The organism is Mesorhizobium sp. M0139 (genome assembly GCF_040322455.1).
GTDB lineage: Bacteria > Pseudomonadota > Alphaproteobacteria > Rhizobiales > Rhizobiaceae > Mesorhizobium.
Genome location: NZ_JAMYTN010000001.1, coordinates 280,544 through 298,219, shown reverse-complemented (window position 1 = coordinate 298,219; position 17,676 = coordinate 280,544). Strand labels below are relative to the sequence as shown.

The following is a 17,676-nucleotide window of genomic DNA, read 5'->3' as shown; positions in this document are numbered from 1 at the left end:
TCTGGGATAACAACATGCGTATTCTTCAAAATGCGCGATGGAACGCCTGTTCGGCAATGCCGTCAAGCGAAGCGCCACACCGTGGTGCGCTTGACCAGGGCGTCCTCCAGCGCCCGCGTCACCGCCACTTCGTTGACGGCGAGCGGCTCCAGTCCCGCCTTCGGCATGTAGGAGCGGCCGGGATCGCCGACGAGGATGTCGGCGCCGCGCGCCTTCAGTGTCGAAAACCACGGCATCAGCGTGTCGGCGAAGGGTTTGTCGTAGAAGACGTCGCCGGCCAGCACCACGTCCCAGCCGGCGTCGGTACCGATGCAGTCCGTGCCGCAAAACTCGATGGCAACGCCGTTGGCCTCGGCATTGAGGCGGACCGCCGTTTCGCAGAACGGGTCGATGTCGGTTGCGATCACGTGCGCCGCACCCGCCTTGGCGGCGGCGATGGCGACAAGGCCGGAGCCGGAGGCGAAGTCGAGCACGCGTTTGCCCCGCACATCCGACGGATTGTCCAGCACGTAACGGGCAAGGCCCTGACCGCCGGCCCAGGCAAAGGCCCAAAACGGCGGCGGCAGGCCGATTTCGATCAGCTCGTTCTCCGTGCGCTGCCAGAGGTCATGCGCTTCGTCGGCAAGATTGAGGACAATCTCCGGCACATGCGGCGGCGACATAAGCGCCGTGTTGTCGAGAATGAACTTTTTCGCGCTGTTCGGCGTGAGGGCCGTCACGGAGCCGGCGTCAGGCCGCCCATGCGGCAGACTTCCTTCCATTCGGCCGGCGTCACCGGCTGTACGGAAAGCCGTCCAAGCCGCACCAGAGCCATCTCGGCGAGTTTCGGATTGGCCTTGACCTGTTCCAGCGTCGGCGGGTTCGGCACATCCTTGAAGGCGCGGATGTCGACGCATTCCCAGCGCGGATCGTCGGTGCTGGTATCCTGATGGGCAAGCGCGCAGACCTCGGCAATGCCGACGACGTTCAGCCCCTCATTGGAGTGATAGAAGAAGCCGAGATCGCCGATCTGCATCGCCTTCATGTTGTTGCGCGCTGCATAGTTGCGCACGCCGTCCCACTGCGTGCCGGCCTTGCCCTTGGCCTTCAGCGCCTCGAAGGAGAAGACCGAAGGTTCGGATTTGAACAGCCAGTAGTTCATGTCTTTGCTCCAACTACTATTTTTGCGCAATTCCGGACGGAAAACCGTTACACACTTTTCCTGGGATCACTCTAGGCGCCGCCGGAACTAACTAGCCGCCGGCTTGTTGAAGGTCCAGTTCCACTGGCGGATTTCGACACTTTCGAACAGCCCGGCCTTGGCATAGGGGTCGGCAGCCGACAGCGCCTGCGCACCGACGAGGTCGGGCGCTTCCACGACGACGAGGCTGCCATTGGGCTTGCCCTCGGCGTCGAGGAACGGGCCGGCAAAGGCCAGTTTGTTGTCGGCGTTCAGGCGTTCGAGAAAGGCGACGTGGACCGGCCGCGTATCGACCCGCACCTGCAGGCTGCCTGGCTTGTCCTTGCAAATCAACGCAAACAGCATTTTTAAAACTCCGTTTTGGGATTGCGACAACAGCTCGCTTGAACTGCCGAAATCGCGGTTTTGCTTTTATGCTGGCTTCGGGTCAATGCCAAATGACGATCTCTCGACGCATTGAATCTCCGCTATGGCTCAAGCCAAGGCGTTGAAATAGTTGACAGTCCTGGGTTGATGAAAATCACAAACGCAACCCGCTTAGCCGAAAGAGTGGACGAAGGCGACAGGCTGCATCGCGCACCACAACAGCGCACCAGCTTTGCTTGCCGCCGCCTATAAATACACTACCGAGTATTTCGTAAATTCAAAAATAATCAATTTTCGATACGCAACACTCCAGCAAGTCAATTGTGAAATGGGCTGGTCTGCTCAGAACGCCTGAATAGAGGTCGCAATGGAGAGCATCGCGCGCAACACGACGGTTCGGATCGACGACGTCGCGCTTGCTTTCACGGCCGGCATGGGGACCGAGCGTGTTCTCGTCTCTGCAATCATTCCTTGCCTGAACGAGGAACTGACGCTCGGCATTTGCATTCGCAAAGCCTTCAATGCCTTCTCGATGCGCGGCATCAAGGGGGAAGTCGTCGTTGGCGACAATGGATCCGCGGACAAGTCGGTGGAGATTGCGCAAAAGCTGGGAGCGCGGGTCGTTCATCAGCCGGTAAAGGGCTATGGCGCGGCAATCAGAGCCGCGGTCGAAGCGGCCGAAGGCAAATATCTCATCATGGCGGATGCCGATGATTCCTACGATTGGAGCCAGCTCGGCGATTTCGTCGATGCGTTGGAACAGGGTGCGGAACTTGTGATGGGCGACCGGTTCGCCGGCGGGATCCAGCCGGGCGCCATGCCATCGTTGCATCGCTACCTCGGCAATCCTGTCCTTTCCACCATCGCTCGCTGTTTGCACAACTCTCCGGTCCGCGACTTCCATTGCGGCATGCGCGGTTTCACGCGCGAGGCATTTCTAAAAATCGGCGCGCGCTCGCCAGGGATGGAATTCGCTTCGGAAATGATCATCAATGCGCATCGCGCTGGGCTCGCCATTCGTGAAGTGCCGATCAAGCTCTATCCCGACAAGCGCAACCGCGCGCCGCATCTGCGTTCCTTCCGGGACGGTTGGCGACATCTGCGGCTGATCATAGCCCATGCGCCCGATAACATGTATCTCGTGCCTGGGCTGACCTTGTTGATCGCTGGCATTGCCGGCCTTGCCGTTCTCGCGGCTGGGCCTGTTCGCATCGGCGGATGGTACTTTGGAATTCACTTCGTCGCGCTTTCGGCCATGGCGACGTTGATTGGCCTTTCAGCGATCCTGTTCGGTATGCTGGCAAAGGTGGCAATCGCCATCTACCACCCGGTCTACAGCGGTCGAATTGTGCCATGGCTGACGCGCGGCCGGCCCTTGGAATGGCTGGTTTTTTCCGGTGGCGTACTCGCGGCAACCGGCTTCGCGGCCGATGTGTCACTCGCGCTACATTGGATTCTTATTGGCGGCCCCATGGAGCAATCGGTGCACCTGACCTTTGTAGTCACCACCATCTGCGTGGCCGGCATGTCGATGGTGCTGTCCGGCTTCGTGCTCAAATTGCTGCTTGATACGTTGAGTAGCAGACGTGAGCTCTAGCCCTCCAGCAGCCTTGCGAGCGGAAATTCAAGCGGCAAGCCGCGCGGCCGCAAAGCCTTTTCTGTCGGTTGTCATGCCGGTCCATGACGGGGCGGCATGGATTGGAGCGACACTTGACTCGCTTGCTGCAGAGCCGAGCGATGGCCTGGAGATAATCATTATCGACAGCAGCCCGACAAACGCTACTTCCGCCATTGTCGAGCGATTTCTCCACCGGCCGGCCTTCCGGCTGCTGCGGCGAAAGGATCTAGCGCCCTGGCAGTCGAAGACCAATCTGGGCGTTGAGCTGGCCGCCGCCGACTATGTCTGCATACTCCACCAAGACGACCTTTGGTTGCCCGGGCGCATCGAGGCCACGCGACGCTGGCTCGAGGACCTGCCCGAAGCAGCGCTTCACTTGGCCCCGACTGCGATCGTCGACCGCCACGGCCGGGGAATGGGATGCTGGAACTGTCCCTTGCCGAGCGACAAGGTGCTCGAATCCGACTTCTTGCTGGAACGGCTTCTCGTACAGAATTTCGTGTCCGTGCCTGCTCCGATATTTCGTCGGAATGCGTGGCTGGCATGCGGGGGTATGGATGAGAGGCTCTGGTATACGGCTGATTGGGATATATGGGCGAAGCTCGCCGTTGCCGGACCCGTCATTTATCACCAGGAGATAACCACGGCCTTCCGGGTTCATGGCGATTCGCTGACCGTAACCGGATCGCGCGATGCGAACGAATTCCGTTCGCAAATGCAGACTGTCCTGGAGCGCCATTTGGACCGGCTTTCGGCGCGCAGCCGGCGCCGGATCGAATCTGCTGCTCGGGCATCGATCAGCGTTAATGTGTCGCTGGCGGCTGCGTCAGCCGGCGACTTGAACGCCTTGCTTCGAGCCGCTCGTATTATGCTGTCGCTCGGGCCGACGGGATTGAGGCGCTATTTGCGCGATTCGCGGCTGCGTGAGCGTGTCATGTGCCGGCTTCGCGCGAAACTGACAGGAGCTTTCTGAGGCGATGTCCAGCTCTGTCAGGATCGCCGACATCCCAGTGGACCAGAGCGAAAGACCGCTTCTGGAACGGGGACGGCGGTACATTGTGGTGGGAGCGATATGCGCAATTGCGCACAATGTCATCATGATTACGGTCGATCAGCTGGGCAGGCACTACCTGCTGGGCATCATGATTTCATTCCTGGCGGTGACGCCGACCGGCTACGCTCTGCACAGCTGGTTCACCTTCGGCAAACCGCTGCGCTTCAAGGCATTTGCGCGTTTTGCGGCAGGCGTGGCTGCGGCCTACCCGATCTCGGTAGCCATGATGGTGCTTCTCTGTTCCTGGCTTGGCCTTGGTGTTGCGATCGCGTCTCCGATCGCCACCGTGGCGTTACTCATCTGGAACGTTGTGGTTGCGCATTTGGCTATCTTGTCACGGTTCAGTCTACGGTCCGCCACCGCGCCGACAGCATCTCGCTCAACCACACGACAATTTTCCGGAAACGAGGAATAAGAATGCTACCGCCAGGTCAGATCATGCGCAGGGCTCTTGGCCGCCATTTCAAGCCGGTCGGAGACGTCTACCGTCGCGTTTTCGTCAATCTCAATGCAATCGCGGATTTTCTCGATCGCGAATTGCCGAACGGCGCGAAGGTTTTGGATATCGGCGGCGGCGATGGAGCGCTCGTCGACCGGCTGCTCGATCAGCGCCCCGACCTGAGGATTACGATGTGCGATCTCGCCCCTTCGATCGGTGCGTTTCTAAGCAACGCAAATCGGGCGAAGGTCGGACTTCTGCCCGCGACGGACCTTTCCAGCGTGCAAGGGTCTTACGATGTCGTCACGATTTCCGACGTCATTCATCATGTACCGGTGGATCGGCGCGAGGCGTTCTTCAAATCGCTGGCCAACAGTTGCGAACGCTGGGCCTGCCGGAAGATCATCCTCAAGGACATCGAGCCTGGTGGAATACGCGCCACCTTGTCGCTTCTTGCGGACCGGCACATTACCGGAGACAAGCATGTCGTCTTGTTTTCGCGTTCGGACTTCGCGGCCATGGCAAAGCGGCATTTCCCGACGGCAAAGAGAGTATCGGCATCACCGGACCGGCCGAATTATTGTGAACTGCTCAGCTGGTAGCAGATGGGTGGATCCCGGCGTGTCACGAGGCGGTAAGCGCGGATCAACGACACGCTATTTGGTCGCGATGGTGCTGAGCATGCTGGCGATCCGGTGACTCTCCGGGCGATCGACCAGAAATTTATCGATAAACTTCAACGGGAATGTCAGCGTCAGGATTGCGGCTTTCGCTATCATGTAGCGGGTTCGGTTCTCTCGACCGATAACGACGCCGATATATTCCGAAAGGATGTTGACGATCGCGCTTGTCGGTCCTTGATGCGTCTGGACCTCCACCCTTGCGAACCGCTGCAGAAGCTGCTCGATCCCATCCTTTGTGAAGTTGCAGTAGTGGGCGGGATAGCCGTGATAGGGGAACAAGAAAGGGTTGATGCAGAGCAGCGTTCCGCCCGGCTTCAGGACACGGAACACTTCATCGACGACCGCTGCCGGATTGGGAACATGCTCGATCACGCTGTCCAGAATGACGACGTCAATGGAATCGCTCGCAAGCGGCGTGTGCTCGACATTAGCAACCAGATCGACGTTCGGGGTGGGGAACAGGTCAATGTTGAGGACATCGGGGCGGACGCGCCGTGCGCCGGAGCCGAACTCCACGACCATCGAGCCCTGAGGTATCGACGCAAGAAACGAATTCAGCGTGTCGTGAGGTGAATATTCGCTGGTGATGACCTGCTTCAGCGAATTGTACATTCGGGCGCGCGTGCTGGTACCGTCATACGCCTCTTTATGGAAGCTAGCGTCGAAGCCCTCCCTCACCGGCGACTCGACAAAGAACGGAACGCCTTTGTGCACGGGATAGGCGGCAGGGCAAGATTCGCAGGTCAGGGCAGCCGGGCTTGTGCCAAGCCTGGAATAGCAGACTGGGCAGACGAGGCCCGATGCCATCTTGGGTTGTAGCACGCGATGTCCTTTCAAGCCTCCGCATTGTCGCAGAGGCAGGTTGCCGTGTCTGAACGTAACGCTTCTTAGCAAGCAAAAGGCTAACAGCGGCTAAAGTCCGCTGCGTATAGACAGGCTGGAGCGGAGCGCTGCAGAATCCGAAGCGCGACGGCTTCAGTTCCGCACAGTGTCGGGATATTAACCGCGGTGGAACCATGCTTCGCCAAGCGGATCTGCCGGCCTCGAAGTTGTTGTCTGAGGATGAAGGGCGTTGCGCCCAGCGAGGCAGCACGCCTGGCGTTGGTCTGCCTGGGCACGATCGAGGGGTTGTCTTGAATACGCAGGAGCCGGGACCAAACAAGCTGTTCGCTCTCGGGCAGCGACCAACAACAACTTTTCTGCATATCCTGATCGCACTCAAGATCATCTTGCTGTTCGTTCTGGCTTGGAACATCCGCTTCGTCATGGATGAATTCGTCCAACTCGGATGGGCGAAATATTTCTCCAACGGCCTGTTCGATACGATCTGGCATCCCAAGGCGGTCGGCTATGCGGCTTTTTATGAGATTGCTCATCTGATCGGCTGGAACGCCACGTCGATTCTGCTTGCTGGCCGCATGCAGACTGCGTTGCTGGCCTGCGGGACGATCTCTTTGATCTACGCATGCGCTCGCGCTCTGGGCGAGGATCGCGTGCGCGCTTTGACGATCGTCCTCGTTCTCCTGTGCTTTTCGAATTTCATGGAGCGCATCTTTCGTACCATCGCCGAACCGCCGGCAGTGTTCTTCGCCGTGGCGGCGTTGCTGGTTGTCCTGCGCGCACCTGGGTTGAGGGCAAGGCAGCTTGTTGCCGCCGGCATGCTAAGTGGCCTTGCCTTCGTCATCACTCAGAAATCGGTCTACTTCAACGTTGCGCTCGGCATCGGCCTTGTTGCTGACGCAGCCTTGATGAGACGCTACGCAACAGGGGCGGTTCGCGGAGGGTGGCTCGTGCTTGGATGGGCCGTTCCGATAATCGTCTATTGCTTGATCTTCGGTGGAGGCGCCCCTGTTCTCGCGGCCAAAAACCTTTTACTTGGCCCGGTCGAGATTGCGACGCGTGGAGGCGGTGACTACGGGGGACTGAGGCAGTTCGTGTTACAGACACTGGCGCGGAACGCCCTTCTTTACGGGATCTGTTTCTCCGGTATGGCCCTGTCACTGATGCGGATCATGAAACTCGATGGTCGAAGGCGAATTGCGCTGATCTTTTCACTCGTCATCACGGTGCTGGTATTCACGCACGACCAGCCCTGGCCTTATGTCTTCATCATGGCGTTGCCGTTCGTTGCGCTCTGGTCGTTGGAGCTTCTCGACAGCACCGCAACCCACGCGCGCTACCGGGTTCCTGTCCTCGCGGTGCTGATCACAGCCATCGCAATGAGCTACGCGAGCAATGTCGTTTACCTACGCCTCAACAATCAGACCCAGCTTGAACTGGTCTCGCGCGCGGAATCTTTGCTCGCACCGGATGAGAAGTATTTCGACGGCATCGCCATGCTGCCCAATCGACAGGAGCCCTCCACACTCTGGCTCGACCAGCATTATGTCTTGAAAACATTGCAGGAAGGCAGGCAATCGGAAGCCTACAAAGTTCTCTCGGATTCCCCGCCCAAGATGGTCCTCTGGTCATATCGCATGGATTTGATCGATACCGTGATCGCGCCTCTCATCCGCGACAGCTACGTCCAGATCGCTCCCAACATCAGAATGGCTGGTCGTCGCCTCTATTCCGGTCGTCCGGTCGTTTTCAAGGTGCCTGTCGCCGGACGATACAGCCTGTACACGACCAGCGGGGAGCTTGCAGACGGCGAGGTCGAGATAAACGGCACCTCGCATTCTTCGCCCCTATCCTTGGAGGCAGGTACCAGCGACGTTGTCCTGCGCAACGGTCCAGCCGAGGCACTGCTGCTGCCGGAAGGTCACTATGAAAACCGCATCGTGCCTGGCGGGGACAATACCGAGCTGTTCACGGGAGTTTACAATTAAATACCGGTTTCGGTCTTCAGCGGCCGGGTCATCAATGCCGTGACAGCCTGCCGAATGGTGATCGTGCCGTCCAGTATCGCCGACACCGCAGCGATGATCGGCGCGTCGATGTCGCGCTCGGTGGCGATGCGGGCGGCGATCGCCGCCGTCGGCACGCCTTCGGCGAGCGGCAGTCCCGACAAGGGCTTACCTTGCCCCAGCGCCAGCCCATAGGCGAAATTGCGCGACTGGGCGGAAGAGCAGGTGAGCAAAAGGTCGCCGAGCCCGGAAAGCCCCATCAGCGTCTCCGGCTTGGCGCCGAAGGACGCGCCGATGCGGCGCAGTTCGACGAAGCCGCGCGTCACCATGGCGGCCTGCGCGCTGGCGCCGAGCCCGGCGCCGGTGACGGCGCCAGCGGCAATGGCGAAGACATTCTTCAAAGCGCCGCCGATCTCGACGCCGATCAAATCGTCGCTGGAATAGCAGCGCAGATTCTGCGCCGAAAAGCGCGCGGCAAGCTCGGCCGCCAAGGCGTCGTCGGGGGCAGCAACCACGACAGCGGTCGGCAGACCCCTGGCCACATCGGCGGCAAAGCTCGGACCGGACAAGGCCGAAACCGGAGTTTCGGGCAGGATCTCACCAACGATCGCCGACAGCAGCGCGCCGGTGTCGCGCTCGATGCCTTTGGCGCAGAGAACCAGCGGGATGCCTTTCGGCATATGGGGCTTTGCCGTCGTCAGCATGGCGCGCAGCGCCTGCGCCGGCGCCACGGCCAGCGCGCAATCGGCATCGGTCAGGGCCGTGCCGATATCGCTCGTCGCCGCAATGCCTGTTTCAATGGCGATGCCGGGGAGATAACGCGGGTTCTCGCCGCGGCGGATCGCGGAAACAGTCTCTTCGTCGCGGGCGTAGAGCCGGACATCGTGACCGGCGCGCAGCATCGCCAGCGCCAGCGCCGTGCCCCAGGCGCCGCCGCCGAGCACGGCGACGCGCCAGCCGGTTCTGTCCCTGCCGCTTGTGTTGCCGGCGCTCATGCTTTCGCTCCGCGCCGGCCGGAGCCGACCATCGGGGCCGAAATGCTGTCCAGCGGCCAGCGCGAACGCGGCACGAAATCGAAGCCGTTCTCTTGAGCCATGCCTGCCCGCAACCGCTCGATGCCGGCCCAGGCGATCATCGCCGCGTTGTCGGTGCACAGTTTGAGCGGCGGCGCGACAAAGGCGAAGCCGGCCTCGGCGCACTGCTTCTGCAGCGTCGCCTTGATCGCTCTGTTGGCGGCGACGCCACCGGCAACGACCAGCGCCGGCTCGGCCTTGTCCGGAAATTCGTCGCGGAAGCGGGCCAGCGCGCGGGCCACGCGGTCGCCAAGTGCGTCGGCTACCGCCGCCTGGAACGAGGCGCAGATGTCGGCGACATCCTGCTCGCTTAGCGGCTGGATGGCGGTCGCCGCCTGGCGCACGGCGGTCTTGAGGCCGGAGAAGGAGAAATCGGGCTGCGCCGAGCCCCTCATCGGCCGCGGAAAGGCAAAGCGCGTCGCATCGCCCGACATTGCCGCCTTTTCGACGTTCGGGCCGCCGGGATAGGGCAGGCCGAGCATTTTGGCCGTCTTGTCGAAAGCTTCGCCGAGCGCGTCGTCGATGGTCGTCGCCCAGCGCTGGTAGTCGCCGACGCCGCGCACGGCGACGATCTGGGTGTGGCCGCCGGAAACCAGCAGCAGCAAATAGGGAAAGTCGAGCCCGTCGGTCAGCCTTGCGGTCAGTGCGTGGCCTTCGAGATGGTTGATGGCGATCAGCGGCTTGCCGGCGGCCGCTGCAATCGCCTTGGCCGTCATCAGGCCGACGATCAGCCCGCCGACCAGGCCGGGGCCCGCAGTGGCGGCAATGGCGTCGATGTCGGCCAGGGCTACGCCCGAATCCGCAAGAGCGGCCTCGACAATGCCGTCCAGCGCCTCGACATGGGCGCGCGCGGCGATCTCCGGCACGACGCCGCCGAAGGCGGCGTGCTCCTCGATCTGGCAGAGCACGATGTTGGACGCAATCACCGGCACGGAATCGCCGTCCAGCGTCACCACGCTGGCGGCGGTCTCGTCGCAACTCGTCTCAATGCCCAGAACGCGGATCAATTCGTCGCTATCTCCAGAGATTGTGTCGCCGGACTTTCCTAGTTAGTAGAGGCGGGCCTCGCTAGGGAGAGCGCCGGCAACGCAAAGCCAGCCGGGGGTTATCACGGACCGCGCGCCATGCAAACTTTGAAAATCGGAACACGCGGCAGCCCGCTGGCGCTCGCCCAGGCGCATGAAACGCAGGCGCGGCTGATGGAAGCGCACGGCATGCCGGCGGAAGCCTTCGAGGTCGTCGTCATTTCGACCAGCGGCGACCGCATCCAGGACCGGCCGCTGTCGGAAGCCGGCGGCAAGGGCCTGTTCACCAAGGAAATCGAAGAGGCGCTGCTGGCCGGCACGATCGATATCGCCGTGCATTCCTCCAAGGATATGCCGACAGTGCTGCCGGACGGGCTGGAGCTGTCCGCCTTCCTGCCGCGCGAGGATGCGCGGGACGCCTTCATCGGAAAGGCGGTGAAGCGCATTGTTGATTTGCCGCAAGGCGCCAAGGTCGGGTCGTCTTCGCTCAGGCGCCAGGCGCTGATCCGGCGCATGCGGCCGGACCTAGACGTGGTCATGTTCCGCGGCAATGTGCAGACCAGGCTGCGCAAGCTGGAGGAAGGCGTCGCCGAAGGCACGATCCTCGCCTATGCCGGGCTGAAGCGGCTCGGGCTCGGCCATGTCGTCACCGATCTGATGCCGCTCGATGCCTTTCCGCCGGCGCCGGGACAAGGCGCAATCGGCATCGAAACCCGCATCGGCGACAGCGAGGTCGAAAAGATGCTGGTGGCCATCCATGATGTGCCGACAGGCCAGGCGCTGGCCTGTGAGCGCGCCTTCCTGGCGGCGCTCGACGGCTCCTGCCGCACGCCGATCGCCGGCTATGCGACGATCTCGGGCGGCAGGCTGGTTTTCGCCGGGCTGATCATTTCGCCCGATGGCACGCAATCGCATGAGGTCAAAGCCGAAGGCTTGGCGCTGGATGCCGCTGACATCGGCACGGACGCGGCCAGGATGGTGCGGGTCAAAGCGGGCGAAACCTTCTTCGACGGCTGGGTCTGATATGCGTGTCCTGGTGACGCGGCCGCAACCTGGGGCGTCGCGAACCATGCGGCGGCTGCAGGAATTGGGATTTGAGCCGCTCCTTCTGCCGCTGACCGAAACGGTGACACTGCGGGTTGGCGCCGATGCTGCGAGCGACAATGCCGTGGCCGTCGCTGTGACCAGCGCAAATGCGGTGCGGCATGCGCCGAAAGAACTCATTCGTGCGCTCGCCGCCTTGCCTTGCCATGCCGTCGGACGCAGGACGGCTGAAGCGGCACGTTCGACAGGGTTCTTGTCGGTCAGCGAAGGGGCGGGCGACGCCGAGCGGCTGGCCGAGGCGATTGCTGCCGGCCTTTCCGGCAAGGCGGTCGTCTATCTCACAGGGCGCGTGCGGTTTCCGGCATTCGAGGCGCGGCTGCGAAAGGCCGGCGTCGAGGTCCGCACCGTCGAAACCTACGACACGATTTCGCTCGATTATTCCGATGCTGAAATCCGTACACGCCTGTCCGATCAGGCGGTCGACGCGGTGCTGCTCTATTCAGCCAAGGCGGCGGCAGCGTTGCAGGCCTTGGCCAGCCGGGCGGAACTGCGCGATCTCTTTGAAAATACGCAGGCTTTTGCGCTCTCCGAGCGCGTGGCAGCGGCGTTTGACAATGCCGCCGGCAAAAAAATACGCATGGCGCGGGAACCGCAGGAGGAGGCGCTGCTTGAGCTGTTGCACCGCGGCGACTGAGCCCGTGTCATCACGCCGCCCCTTTTCACCTGATGATGATGTGCTAGACCATTTTTCAAACCATCACGCGCCGTCGGGCGCCCAGACGAAGCAGGATTGCGGAGCCCAGGCATGGTCAAGACGCCGAAGATGCGACATTCGAAAAGCCGCCGCGAGCCGGTGACCATCGAACTCGAACCCGGCGCTGTCTCGCGCATTGCCGATGCGGATGCCGCCAAGACGGATGTCGCCAACTCGGACGACGTCGAGGCCCCGGCAGGGTCGGTTGCGGCTGAGGATGCCGCTGCCATGGCCAATGCGCAGCCGGAGACGCCTGACGAGCCCGTTCATGCCGATCAGGCCGATCTCGAGCCGTGGGAGCACTCCGATGCCGCGGCGCAGGCCGCTCCCGAAAGCGCCGATGCGAAGGCGTCCACCCAGGCGGAGCAGCCTTACCCCACCGCTTCGGATGCGCCACCGCGCGCCAGAACCTCCGACTACAGTTTCGAGGATGCCTCGCCCAAGCCGGGTGCACCCAAGGAAACCCCAAGGACAGCCGGGAACCAGCCCATGGCCGCGCAACCGAAGCGCACGAACGGCATTGCCGCCGGCATCATCGGCGGTGTCATCGCGCTGGCTGCCGCCGGGGGGCTGCAGTTTGCCGGCGTGCTTGGCGCTCCGGGCTCAGGGGCGGGCACGGTCTCGCTCGACGGCGTCAATGGCGAGATCGCTTCGCTGAAGCGCGAAATCGCCGACCTCAGGGAAGCCAGCGGCAATGGCGCCGCAACGGCCAAGGTCGACGGGCTGTCTTCGGCGCTGGATCAGGTCAAGGCCGATGTCGCATCGCTGAAATCGGCGGTCGAAAGGGGCGGCGCCGGCGACAATGCCGGGCTTGCCTCGCTTGGCGACAAGGTCAAGCAGATCGAGACCGCGGTCGCCGCCCTTGGCCGGGCCGGTGGTGCAGCGCCCGTCGATCTCGCGCCGCTCAATGAAAGACTGGCGGGCCTCGACGCACTGGTGAAATCGGCCGGTGAGGCAGCCAAGACGCAGGAAGGCAAGATCGCCGCGCTGGAGCAGTCGGTGACGCAGCTCGCCGGCAAGGTCGATGCGCAGGCCTCGCAGCCAAAGATCGCGATGGCCATCGCCGCTTCGGCCTTGAAGGCGGCGCTTGACCGCGGCGCGCCGTTCGCCGCCGAGTTGGAGACCTTCGCGGCGATCTCGCCCGATGCACCGCAGATTGCAGCGCTGCGCCCCTACGCTGAAAAGGGCGTCCCGACCCGCACCGAGATCGCCGGCGAGGCCGACGCCGCGGCCAATGCGATGGTCGCGGCGGCGACGCCGGTCGATGAAAATGCCGGCTTCTTCCAGAACCTTTTGTCGAGCGCCGAATCGCTGGTCAAGGTCCGGCCGATCGGCGGCGTCGAAGGCGCCGGCGCGCCGGAAACCGTGGCGCGCATCGAAGTGGCGGTCAATCAGGGCGACTACGCCAAGGCGCTCAGCGAATACGCAACGCTGCCGGATGCGGTCAAGGCTGCCGGCGCCGACTTTGCCGGCAAACTGAAGGCGCGCATCGACGTCGAGACGCAGGTCGACGCGCTGATTGCAGGTGCGATGAAGGCATGAGGACGACACGATGATCCGCATTCTCATCTTTCTCGCCGCCGTCTTCGCGCTCGGCCTCGGCTTTGCCTGGCTGGCCGATCGTCCGGGCGAGATGGTCGTCACCTTCAACGGTTACCAATACCAGGTCAGCCTGATGGTGGCGGCGGTGGCGATCGTTGCCGTCGTCGCAGCGGTGATGATCGTCTGGTGGCTGATCAAGTCGCTGTGGAACAGCCCGTACACGATCTCGCGCTATTTCCGCGTCCGCCGCCGCGACCGTGGCTATCAGGCGCTGTCGACCGGCATGATCGCAGCCGGCGCCGGCGATGGCGCGCTGGCCCGCAAGAAGTCCAAGGAAGCCGCCAAACTGATCCGCTCCGACCAGGAGCCGCTGATCCAGCTGCTCGAAGCGCAAGCCTCGCTGCTCGAAGGCGACCATGAGGGCGCGCGCGAAAAATTCGAGGCGATGCTCGACGATCCCGAAATGCGGCTGCTTGGCCTGCGCGGGCTCTATCTCGAAGCCGAGCGGCTCGGCGACCGCAACGCGGCGCGTCACTATGCCGGGCGCGCCGCTTCCGTCGCACCGCAACTGGCTTGGGCCGCCGAATCGACGCTGGAGGATCTGACCGGGCGCGGCGACTGGGACGGCGCGCTGAAGCTGGTGGAGGCGCAGAAGTCGACCAGGCAGATCGAACGCGACGCCGCCAATCGCCGCCGCGCTGTGCTGTTGACCGCCAAGGCGCAGGCGCTGACCGACAGCGACCCCAATGCAGCCAAGGCAGCGGCACTCGAGGCCAACAAGCTCGCGCCCGATTTCGCGCCGGCCGCGGTTGCAGCCGCCAATCTTCTGTTCAAACAGAACGATGTGCGCAAAGGCTCGAAGATCCTTGAGGCAGCCTGGAAGGCGGAGCCGCATCCCGAGATCGCCGAGCTCTACACCCATGCAAGGCCGGGAGATGCCGTGGTCGATCGTCTCAACCGGGCGAAGAAGCTGCAGGAGCTGAAGCGCAACAATGCCGAATCGTCGATGACGGTGGCGCGCGCCGCGCTCGATGCGCAGGATTTTTCCACCGCCCGCCGCGAGGCGGAAGCCGCGATCCGCATGGATCGCCGGGAAGGCGCTTACCTGCTGCTGGCCGATATCGAGGAGGCAGAGACCGGCGACCAGGGCAAGATCAGGCAATTGCTGTCCAAGGCGGTCAGGGCGCCGCGCGATCCGGCCTGGGTCGCCGACGGCGTCGTCTCCGAACGCTGGGCGCCGGTATCGCCGGTCAGCGGCAAGCTCGACGCTTTCGCCTGGCGCGCACCGATGGAGCGGCTGGGCCAGCTCATCGACAGCCATGAAGACGAAGCCGATGTGCCGGTGCTTGCGGCACCCGCCAAGCCGGCAAAGGAAGCCGAAGTGATCGATCATCCCGCCGTTGCCAAGACGATCAGCGAGGCGCCGACCGAGCCGAAGCCCGCTGTGGGCGACGACCAGGTCACGCCGGTCACCGCCGCCGCTTTCGCCGCAATACCACCCGATGCCGAACCCGTCGAACCTGCCGAGGAACTGGCGCGGCTGCCCGACGACCCCGGCGTCGACCCCGATGACGAAGCGGAGAAGTCACCGCGCCGCTTCCGCCTGTTTTGATCGCTGAAGCATGATCCCAAAAAGTGGATACCGGTTTTTGGAAAAGATCATGCTCCAATAATGTGAAGTGAGCACCATGTTTGAACGCGTCCTGGCCTTTCTGAAAGACCTGCCCTCCGGGGCTGGGGCTCGCGCCAATGCGGACGATCCGCGCGTTGCGGCGTCGGCTTTGCTCTATCATGTGATGAATGCCGACGGCGTGCGCCAGGATGTCGAGTGGGAGCGGTTCAAGCAGGTGCTGGCGCAGAGCTATTCGATCAGCGGCGACGAGCTCGATGCACTGGCTGCCGCCGGCGAGCGCGCCGACAATGAGGCGATCGACCTCTATGCCTTCACCAGCGTCTTGAAGCGCCATCTCGACGCCGAGGCGCGCAAGGCTTTCATCGGCCTGATGTGGGAAATCGTCTATGCCGACGGCGAACTGCATGAACTGGAGGACAACACCGTCTGGCGCGTTGCCGAACTGATCGGCGTCGAGCGCCAGGATCGCGTCGAGGCGCGCCGCAAGGCGGCGGCCGCCGCGCCCGACGCCAGCGGAACGTCGAGCGACGAATAGGATTCCGCCTTTCCATGCCGCCCAGACCGAGCTCGAAACCAAAAGTCCTGATCGTGCTGCATCAGGAGACTTCGAGCCCCGGCCGGGTTGGCCACATGCTGCTCGAGGAAGGTTTCGACCTCGACATCCGCCGGCCGCCTCTCGGCGACAGCCTGCCGGAGACGCTGGAGGGACACGCCGGCGCCGTGGTGTTCGGCGGGCCGATGAGCGCCAATGACGAAGATGAGTTCGTCCGCCGCGAGACCAACTGGCTCAATGTTCCGCTAAAGGAGAACCGGCCCTTCCTCGGCATCTGCCTTGGCGCGCAGATGCTGGCCAATCATCTCGGCGGCAAGGTCGAGGGGCATGGCGAGGGGCTGGTCGAGATCGGCTGGTATCCGCTGAAGCCGACCGAAGCCGGCAAGAAGCTGCTGCCTTGGCCCGACATGGTCTACCAGTTTCACCGCGAAGGCTTTTCGCTGCCCAGGGATGCGACGCTGCTGGCGACGGCGGAAACCTACCCCAACCAGGCTTTTCGCTATGGCGACAATGCCTGGGGCATCCAGTTCCATGGCGAACTGACCAGGTTGATGATGCAGCGCTGGGTGGTGCGCGGCGCGCACCGTTTCGAATTGCCCGGCGCGCAGCCCGGCCGCGACCATCTCGGCGGCCGGCTGATCTGGGATATGCACCTCAAGCGCTGGCTGAGCGAATTTTTGAGCCTTATCTTCGGCAAGCCTACTGAGGGATAGAGCAAGATCCAACTACTCTGAACGGCCGAGCTTGCCCAAAGACGACTTACCTCTGGGAGGCGTGTACGATGGATCCGGGACCTTAGCCCGTTCCCGCAGATTTGGATTGCGCCCCAAACACTCCGATGGATCGAAAAACTCCGTGGCGCATTTAAGCTTCGGCTAATAACGGCCCCAGGAGAGAACCAATGAAGAAGACGCTGCTCATTTTGAGCCTACTCATTCCGCTCGCGGCATGCTCCCGCACCGAACAAGGCGCTGCCGTCGGTGGTTTGGGTGGCGCAGCTGTAGGCGCAGCAGTGGCCGGCGACCCGGTAAAAGGGGCGGTTGTTGGCGGGGCGGTCGGAGCGCTGGCCGGGGCGGTCATCGGGCACGCCAGCGAAGCCGGCCAGTGCAGATATCGCGGTCGGAACGGTCGAGTTTACGTTGCTCAGTGCCCGGACGGCTACTGATCTCAAAGACGCGTGATCTCTTTCGATCACGCGTCTTTTCGGGGTAGGATAACTGAATGGCATATAACAGCAAAAGACTGCGGGCTTTCTGGTTCGCCGTTGTCAGCGCTGTCGCGATAAACGCCGAACTTTCGACCGCGGCCTTGGCCGCACCTGTAGAAGCGAAGACGATTGCCGATCACTTCTCATCGGTAAAGTCCATGTCCGGGGACTTTGTCCAGTCGGGCCCAAGAGCGGAAAGGACCAAAGGGAAATTTTTCCTCCAGCGGCCGGGCAAGATCCGGTTCAACTATGCAGGCCAATCAGGGGTCAGCGTAATTGCAGATGGAAAATCCTTGGTGGTCTATAACAAGAAGCTCAAGACATCGCGGCTTTATGCTCTCTCGAAGACGCCGCTCAAGCTGCTCCTCGACAATCAGGTCAACTTTTCCGGCAATCGCCTCAAAAGTATCAAGGACGATGGCGCCCAGGTGATCATCAGGCTGGCCGACAAGTCGGCCTTCGGCAATTCGAATATCACTATGGTGTTTGACAGGGAATCGCTCGATCTACGCAGATGGACCCTGACTGACGAGAGGGGCCTTACCTCGACAGTCACCATATCCAACGTGAAGCAGGGCGTTCGCGCTCCTGCGGGCACCTTCACTATCGACTATGCCGCAAACCGTGAATTCAACACCAAAACGAAATAGTCGGCAGCG

General features: G+C 62.5%; 19 protein-coding genes. 13 read left to right on the top strand and 6 right to left on the bottom strand.

Annotation, left to right across the window (positions count from 1 at the left end; all coding sequences use genetic code 11):
- Nucleotides 1-62: 62 nt before the first annotated feature.
- The 3 genes from NKJ58_RS01415 to NKJ58_RS01405 all read right to left on the bottom strand — a co-directional run bounded on the left by NKJ58_RS01415 (nucleotide 63) and on the right by NKJ58_RS01405 (nucleotide 1,525).
- Nucleotides 63-761: a class I SAM-dependent methyltransferase gene (locus NKJ58_RS01415; protein ID WP_352852724.1), complete on the bottom strand. Its 699-nt coding sequence runs from the start codon at nucleotides 759-761 to the stop codon at nucleotides 63-65.
- Complete coding sequence (locus NKJ58_RS01410; protein ID WP_023826897.1) at nucleotides 716-1,141, bottom strand: EVE domain-containing protein; 426 nt, start codon at nucleotides 1,139-1,141, stop codon at nucleotides 716-718. The genes NKJ58_RS01415 and NKJ58_RS01410 overlap by 46 nt, the downstream gene beginning before the upstream one ends.
- A gap of 87 nt (nucleotides 1,142-1,228) precedes the next feature.
- Nucleotides 1,229-1,525, bottom strand: a complete 297-nt coding sequence (locus NKJ58_RS01405) for a YciI-like protein (RefSeq protein ID WP_352852723.1) — start codon at nucleotides 1,523-1,525, stop codon at nucleotides 1,229-1,231.
- A gap of 388 nt (nucleotides 1,526-1,913) precedes the next feature.
- On the opposite strand from NKJ58_RS01405, the gene NKJ58_RS01400 reads away from it, so the two are divergent.
- Genes NKJ58_RS01400 through NKJ58_RS01385 form a run of 4 tightly spaced genes read left to right on the top strand, consistent with a single transcriptional unit; the run spans nucleotide 1,914 to nucleotide 5,259 of the window.
- Complete coding sequence (locus NKJ58_RS01400; protein WP_352852722.1) at nucleotides 1,914-3,143, top strand: glycosyltransferase family 2 protein; 1,230 nt, start codon at nucleotides 1,914-1,916, stop codon at nucleotides 3,141-3,143.
- Nucleotides 3,133-4,137, top strand: coding sequence for a glycosyltransferase (locus tag NKJ58_RS01395; protein ID WP_352852721.1), 1,005 nt, complete (start codon nucleotides 3,133-3,135; stop codon nucleotides 4,135-4,137). The genes NKJ58_RS01400 and NKJ58_RS01395 overlap by 11 nt, the downstream gene beginning before the upstream one ends.
- Before the next feature lie 4 nt (nucleotides 4,138-4,141).
- On the top strand, nucleotides 4,142-4,633 hold the full coding sequence (locus NKJ58_RS01390; RefSeq protein WP_352512766.1) for a GtrA family protein: 492 nt from the start codon (nucleotides 4,142-4,144) through the stop codon (nucleotides 4,631-4,633).
- Nucleotides 4,634-4,635: 2 nt separating this feature from the next.
- Entirely contained in the window at nucleotides 4,636-5,259 is a 624-nt protein-coding gene (locus NKJ58_RS01385) for a class I SAM-dependent methyltransferase (RefSeq protein WP_352852720.1), read from the top strand.
- Between the two features lie 54 nt (nucleotides 5,260-5,313).
- Here NKJ58_RS01385 and NKJ58_RS01380 read toward each other — a convergent pair whose 3' ends face one another.
- Nucleotides 5,314-6,162 (bottom strand): methyltransferase domain-containing protein, encoded by an 849-nt coding sequence (locus NKJ58_RS01380; RefSeq protein ID WP_352852719.1) that lies wholly within the window; start codon nucleotides 6,160-6,162, stop codon nucleotides 5,314-5,316.
- A 311-nt stretch (nucleotides 6,163-6,473) separates the two neighbouring features.
- On the opposite strand from NKJ58_RS01380, the gene NKJ58_RS01375 reads away from it, so the two are divergent.
- Nucleotides 6,474-8,168, top strand: a complete 1,695-nt coding sequence (locus NKJ58_RS01375; protein ID WP_352852718.1) for a DUF7056 domain-containing protein — start codon at nucleotides 6,474-6,476, stop codon at nucleotides 8,166-8,168.
- Here NKJ58_RS01375 and NKJ58_RS01370 read toward each other — a convergent pair.
- Together NKJ58_RS01370 and tsaD are read right to left on the bottom strand one after the other, a co-directional pair.
- Nucleotides 8,165-9,181, bottom strand: a complete 1,017-nt coding sequence (locus tag NKJ58_RS01370; protein ID WP_352852717.1) for an NAD(P)H-dependent glycerol-3-phosphate dehydrogenase — start codon at nucleotides 9,179-9,181, stop codon at nucleotides 8,165-8,167. The two genes, NKJ58_RS01375 and NKJ58_RS01370, sit on opposite strands and share 4 nt — an antisense overlap.
- The gene (gene tsaD / locus NKJ58_RS01365) at nucleotides 9,178-10,263 is read right to left on the bottom strand and encodes a tRNA (adenosine(37)-N6)-threonylcarbamoyltransferase complex transferase subunit TsaD (protein WP_352852756.1); all 1,086 of its coding nucleotides are present in this window, start codon (nucleotides 10,261-10,263) and stop codon (nucleotides 9,178-9,180) included. The genes NKJ58_RS01370 and tsaD overlap by 4 nt, the downstream gene beginning before the upstream one ends.
- A gap of 120 nt (nucleotides 10,264-10,383) precedes the next feature.
- On the opposite strand from tsaD, the gene hemC reads away from it, so the two are divergent.
- The 8 genes from hemC to NKJ58_RS01325 all read left to right on the top strand — a co-directional run bounded on the left by hemC (nucleotide 10,384) and on the right by NKJ58_RS01325 (nucleotide 17,667).
- The gene (gene hemC, locus NKJ58_RS01360; protein ID WP_023736796.1) at nucleotides 10,384-11,307 is read left to right on the top strand and encodes a hydroxymethylbilane synthase; all 924 of its coding nucleotides are present in this window, start codon (nucleotides 10,384-10,386) and stop codon (nucleotides 11,305-11,307) included.
- 1 nt (nucleotide 11,308) lies between these two features.
- A complete protein-coding gene (locus tag NKJ58_RS01355) occupies nucleotides 11,309-12,022 on the top strand; it encodes a uroporphyrinogen-III synthase (protein ID WP_023815312.1) in 714 nt (237 codons plus the stop codon).
- A gap of 111 nt (nucleotides 12,023-12,133) precedes the next feature.
- Complete coding sequence (locus NKJ58_RS01350) at nucleotides 12,134-13,624, top strand: COG4223 family protein (protein ID WP_352852716.1); 1,491 nt, start codon at nucleotides 12,134-12,136, stop codon at nucleotides 13,622-13,624.
- Between the two features lie 10 nt (nucleotides 13,625-13,634).
- Nucleotides 13,635-15,236: a heme biosynthesis protein HemY gene (locus NKJ58_RS01345; protein WP_352852715.1), complete on the top strand. Its 1,602-nt coding sequence runs from the start codon at nucleotides 13,635-13,637 to the stop codon at nucleotides 15,234-15,236.
- A gap of 76 nt (nucleotides 15,237-15,312) precedes the next feature.
- Nucleotides 15,313-15,792 carry a tellurite resistance TerB family protein gene (locus tag NKJ58_RS01340; protein ID WP_023687738.1) on the top strand — a complete coding sequence of 160 codons (480 nt, stop codon included), beginning with the start codon at nucleotides 15,313-15,315 and terminating at the stop codon, nucleotides 15,790-15,792.
- A gap of 14 nt (nucleotides 15,793-15,806) precedes the next feature.
- Nucleotides 15,807-16,523 (top strand): glutamine amidotransferase, encoded by a 717-nt coding sequence (locus tag NKJ58_RS01335; RefSeq protein WP_023752685.1) that lies wholly within the window; start codon nucleotides 15,807-15,809, stop codon nucleotides 16,521-16,523.
- Nucleotides 16,524-16,711: 188 nt separating this feature from the next.
- Nucleotides 16,712-16,975 carry a YMGG-like glycine zipper-containing protein gene (locus NKJ58_RS01330; RefSeq protein WP_023670477.1) on the top strand — a complete coding sequence of 88 codons (264 nt, stop codon included), beginning with the start codon at nucleotides 16,712-16,714 and terminating at the stop codon, nucleotides 16,973-16,975.
- A 56-nt stretch (nucleotides 16,976-17,031) separates the two neighbouring features.
- Nucleotides 17,032-17,667 carry a LolA family protein gene (locus NKJ58_RS01325; protein ID WP_023687739.1) on the top strand — a complete coding sequence of 212 codons (636 nt, stop codon included), beginning with the start codon at nucleotides 17,032-17,034 and terminating at the stop codon, nucleotides 17,665-17,667.
- Nucleotides 17,668-17,676 lie beyond the last annotated feature (9 nt).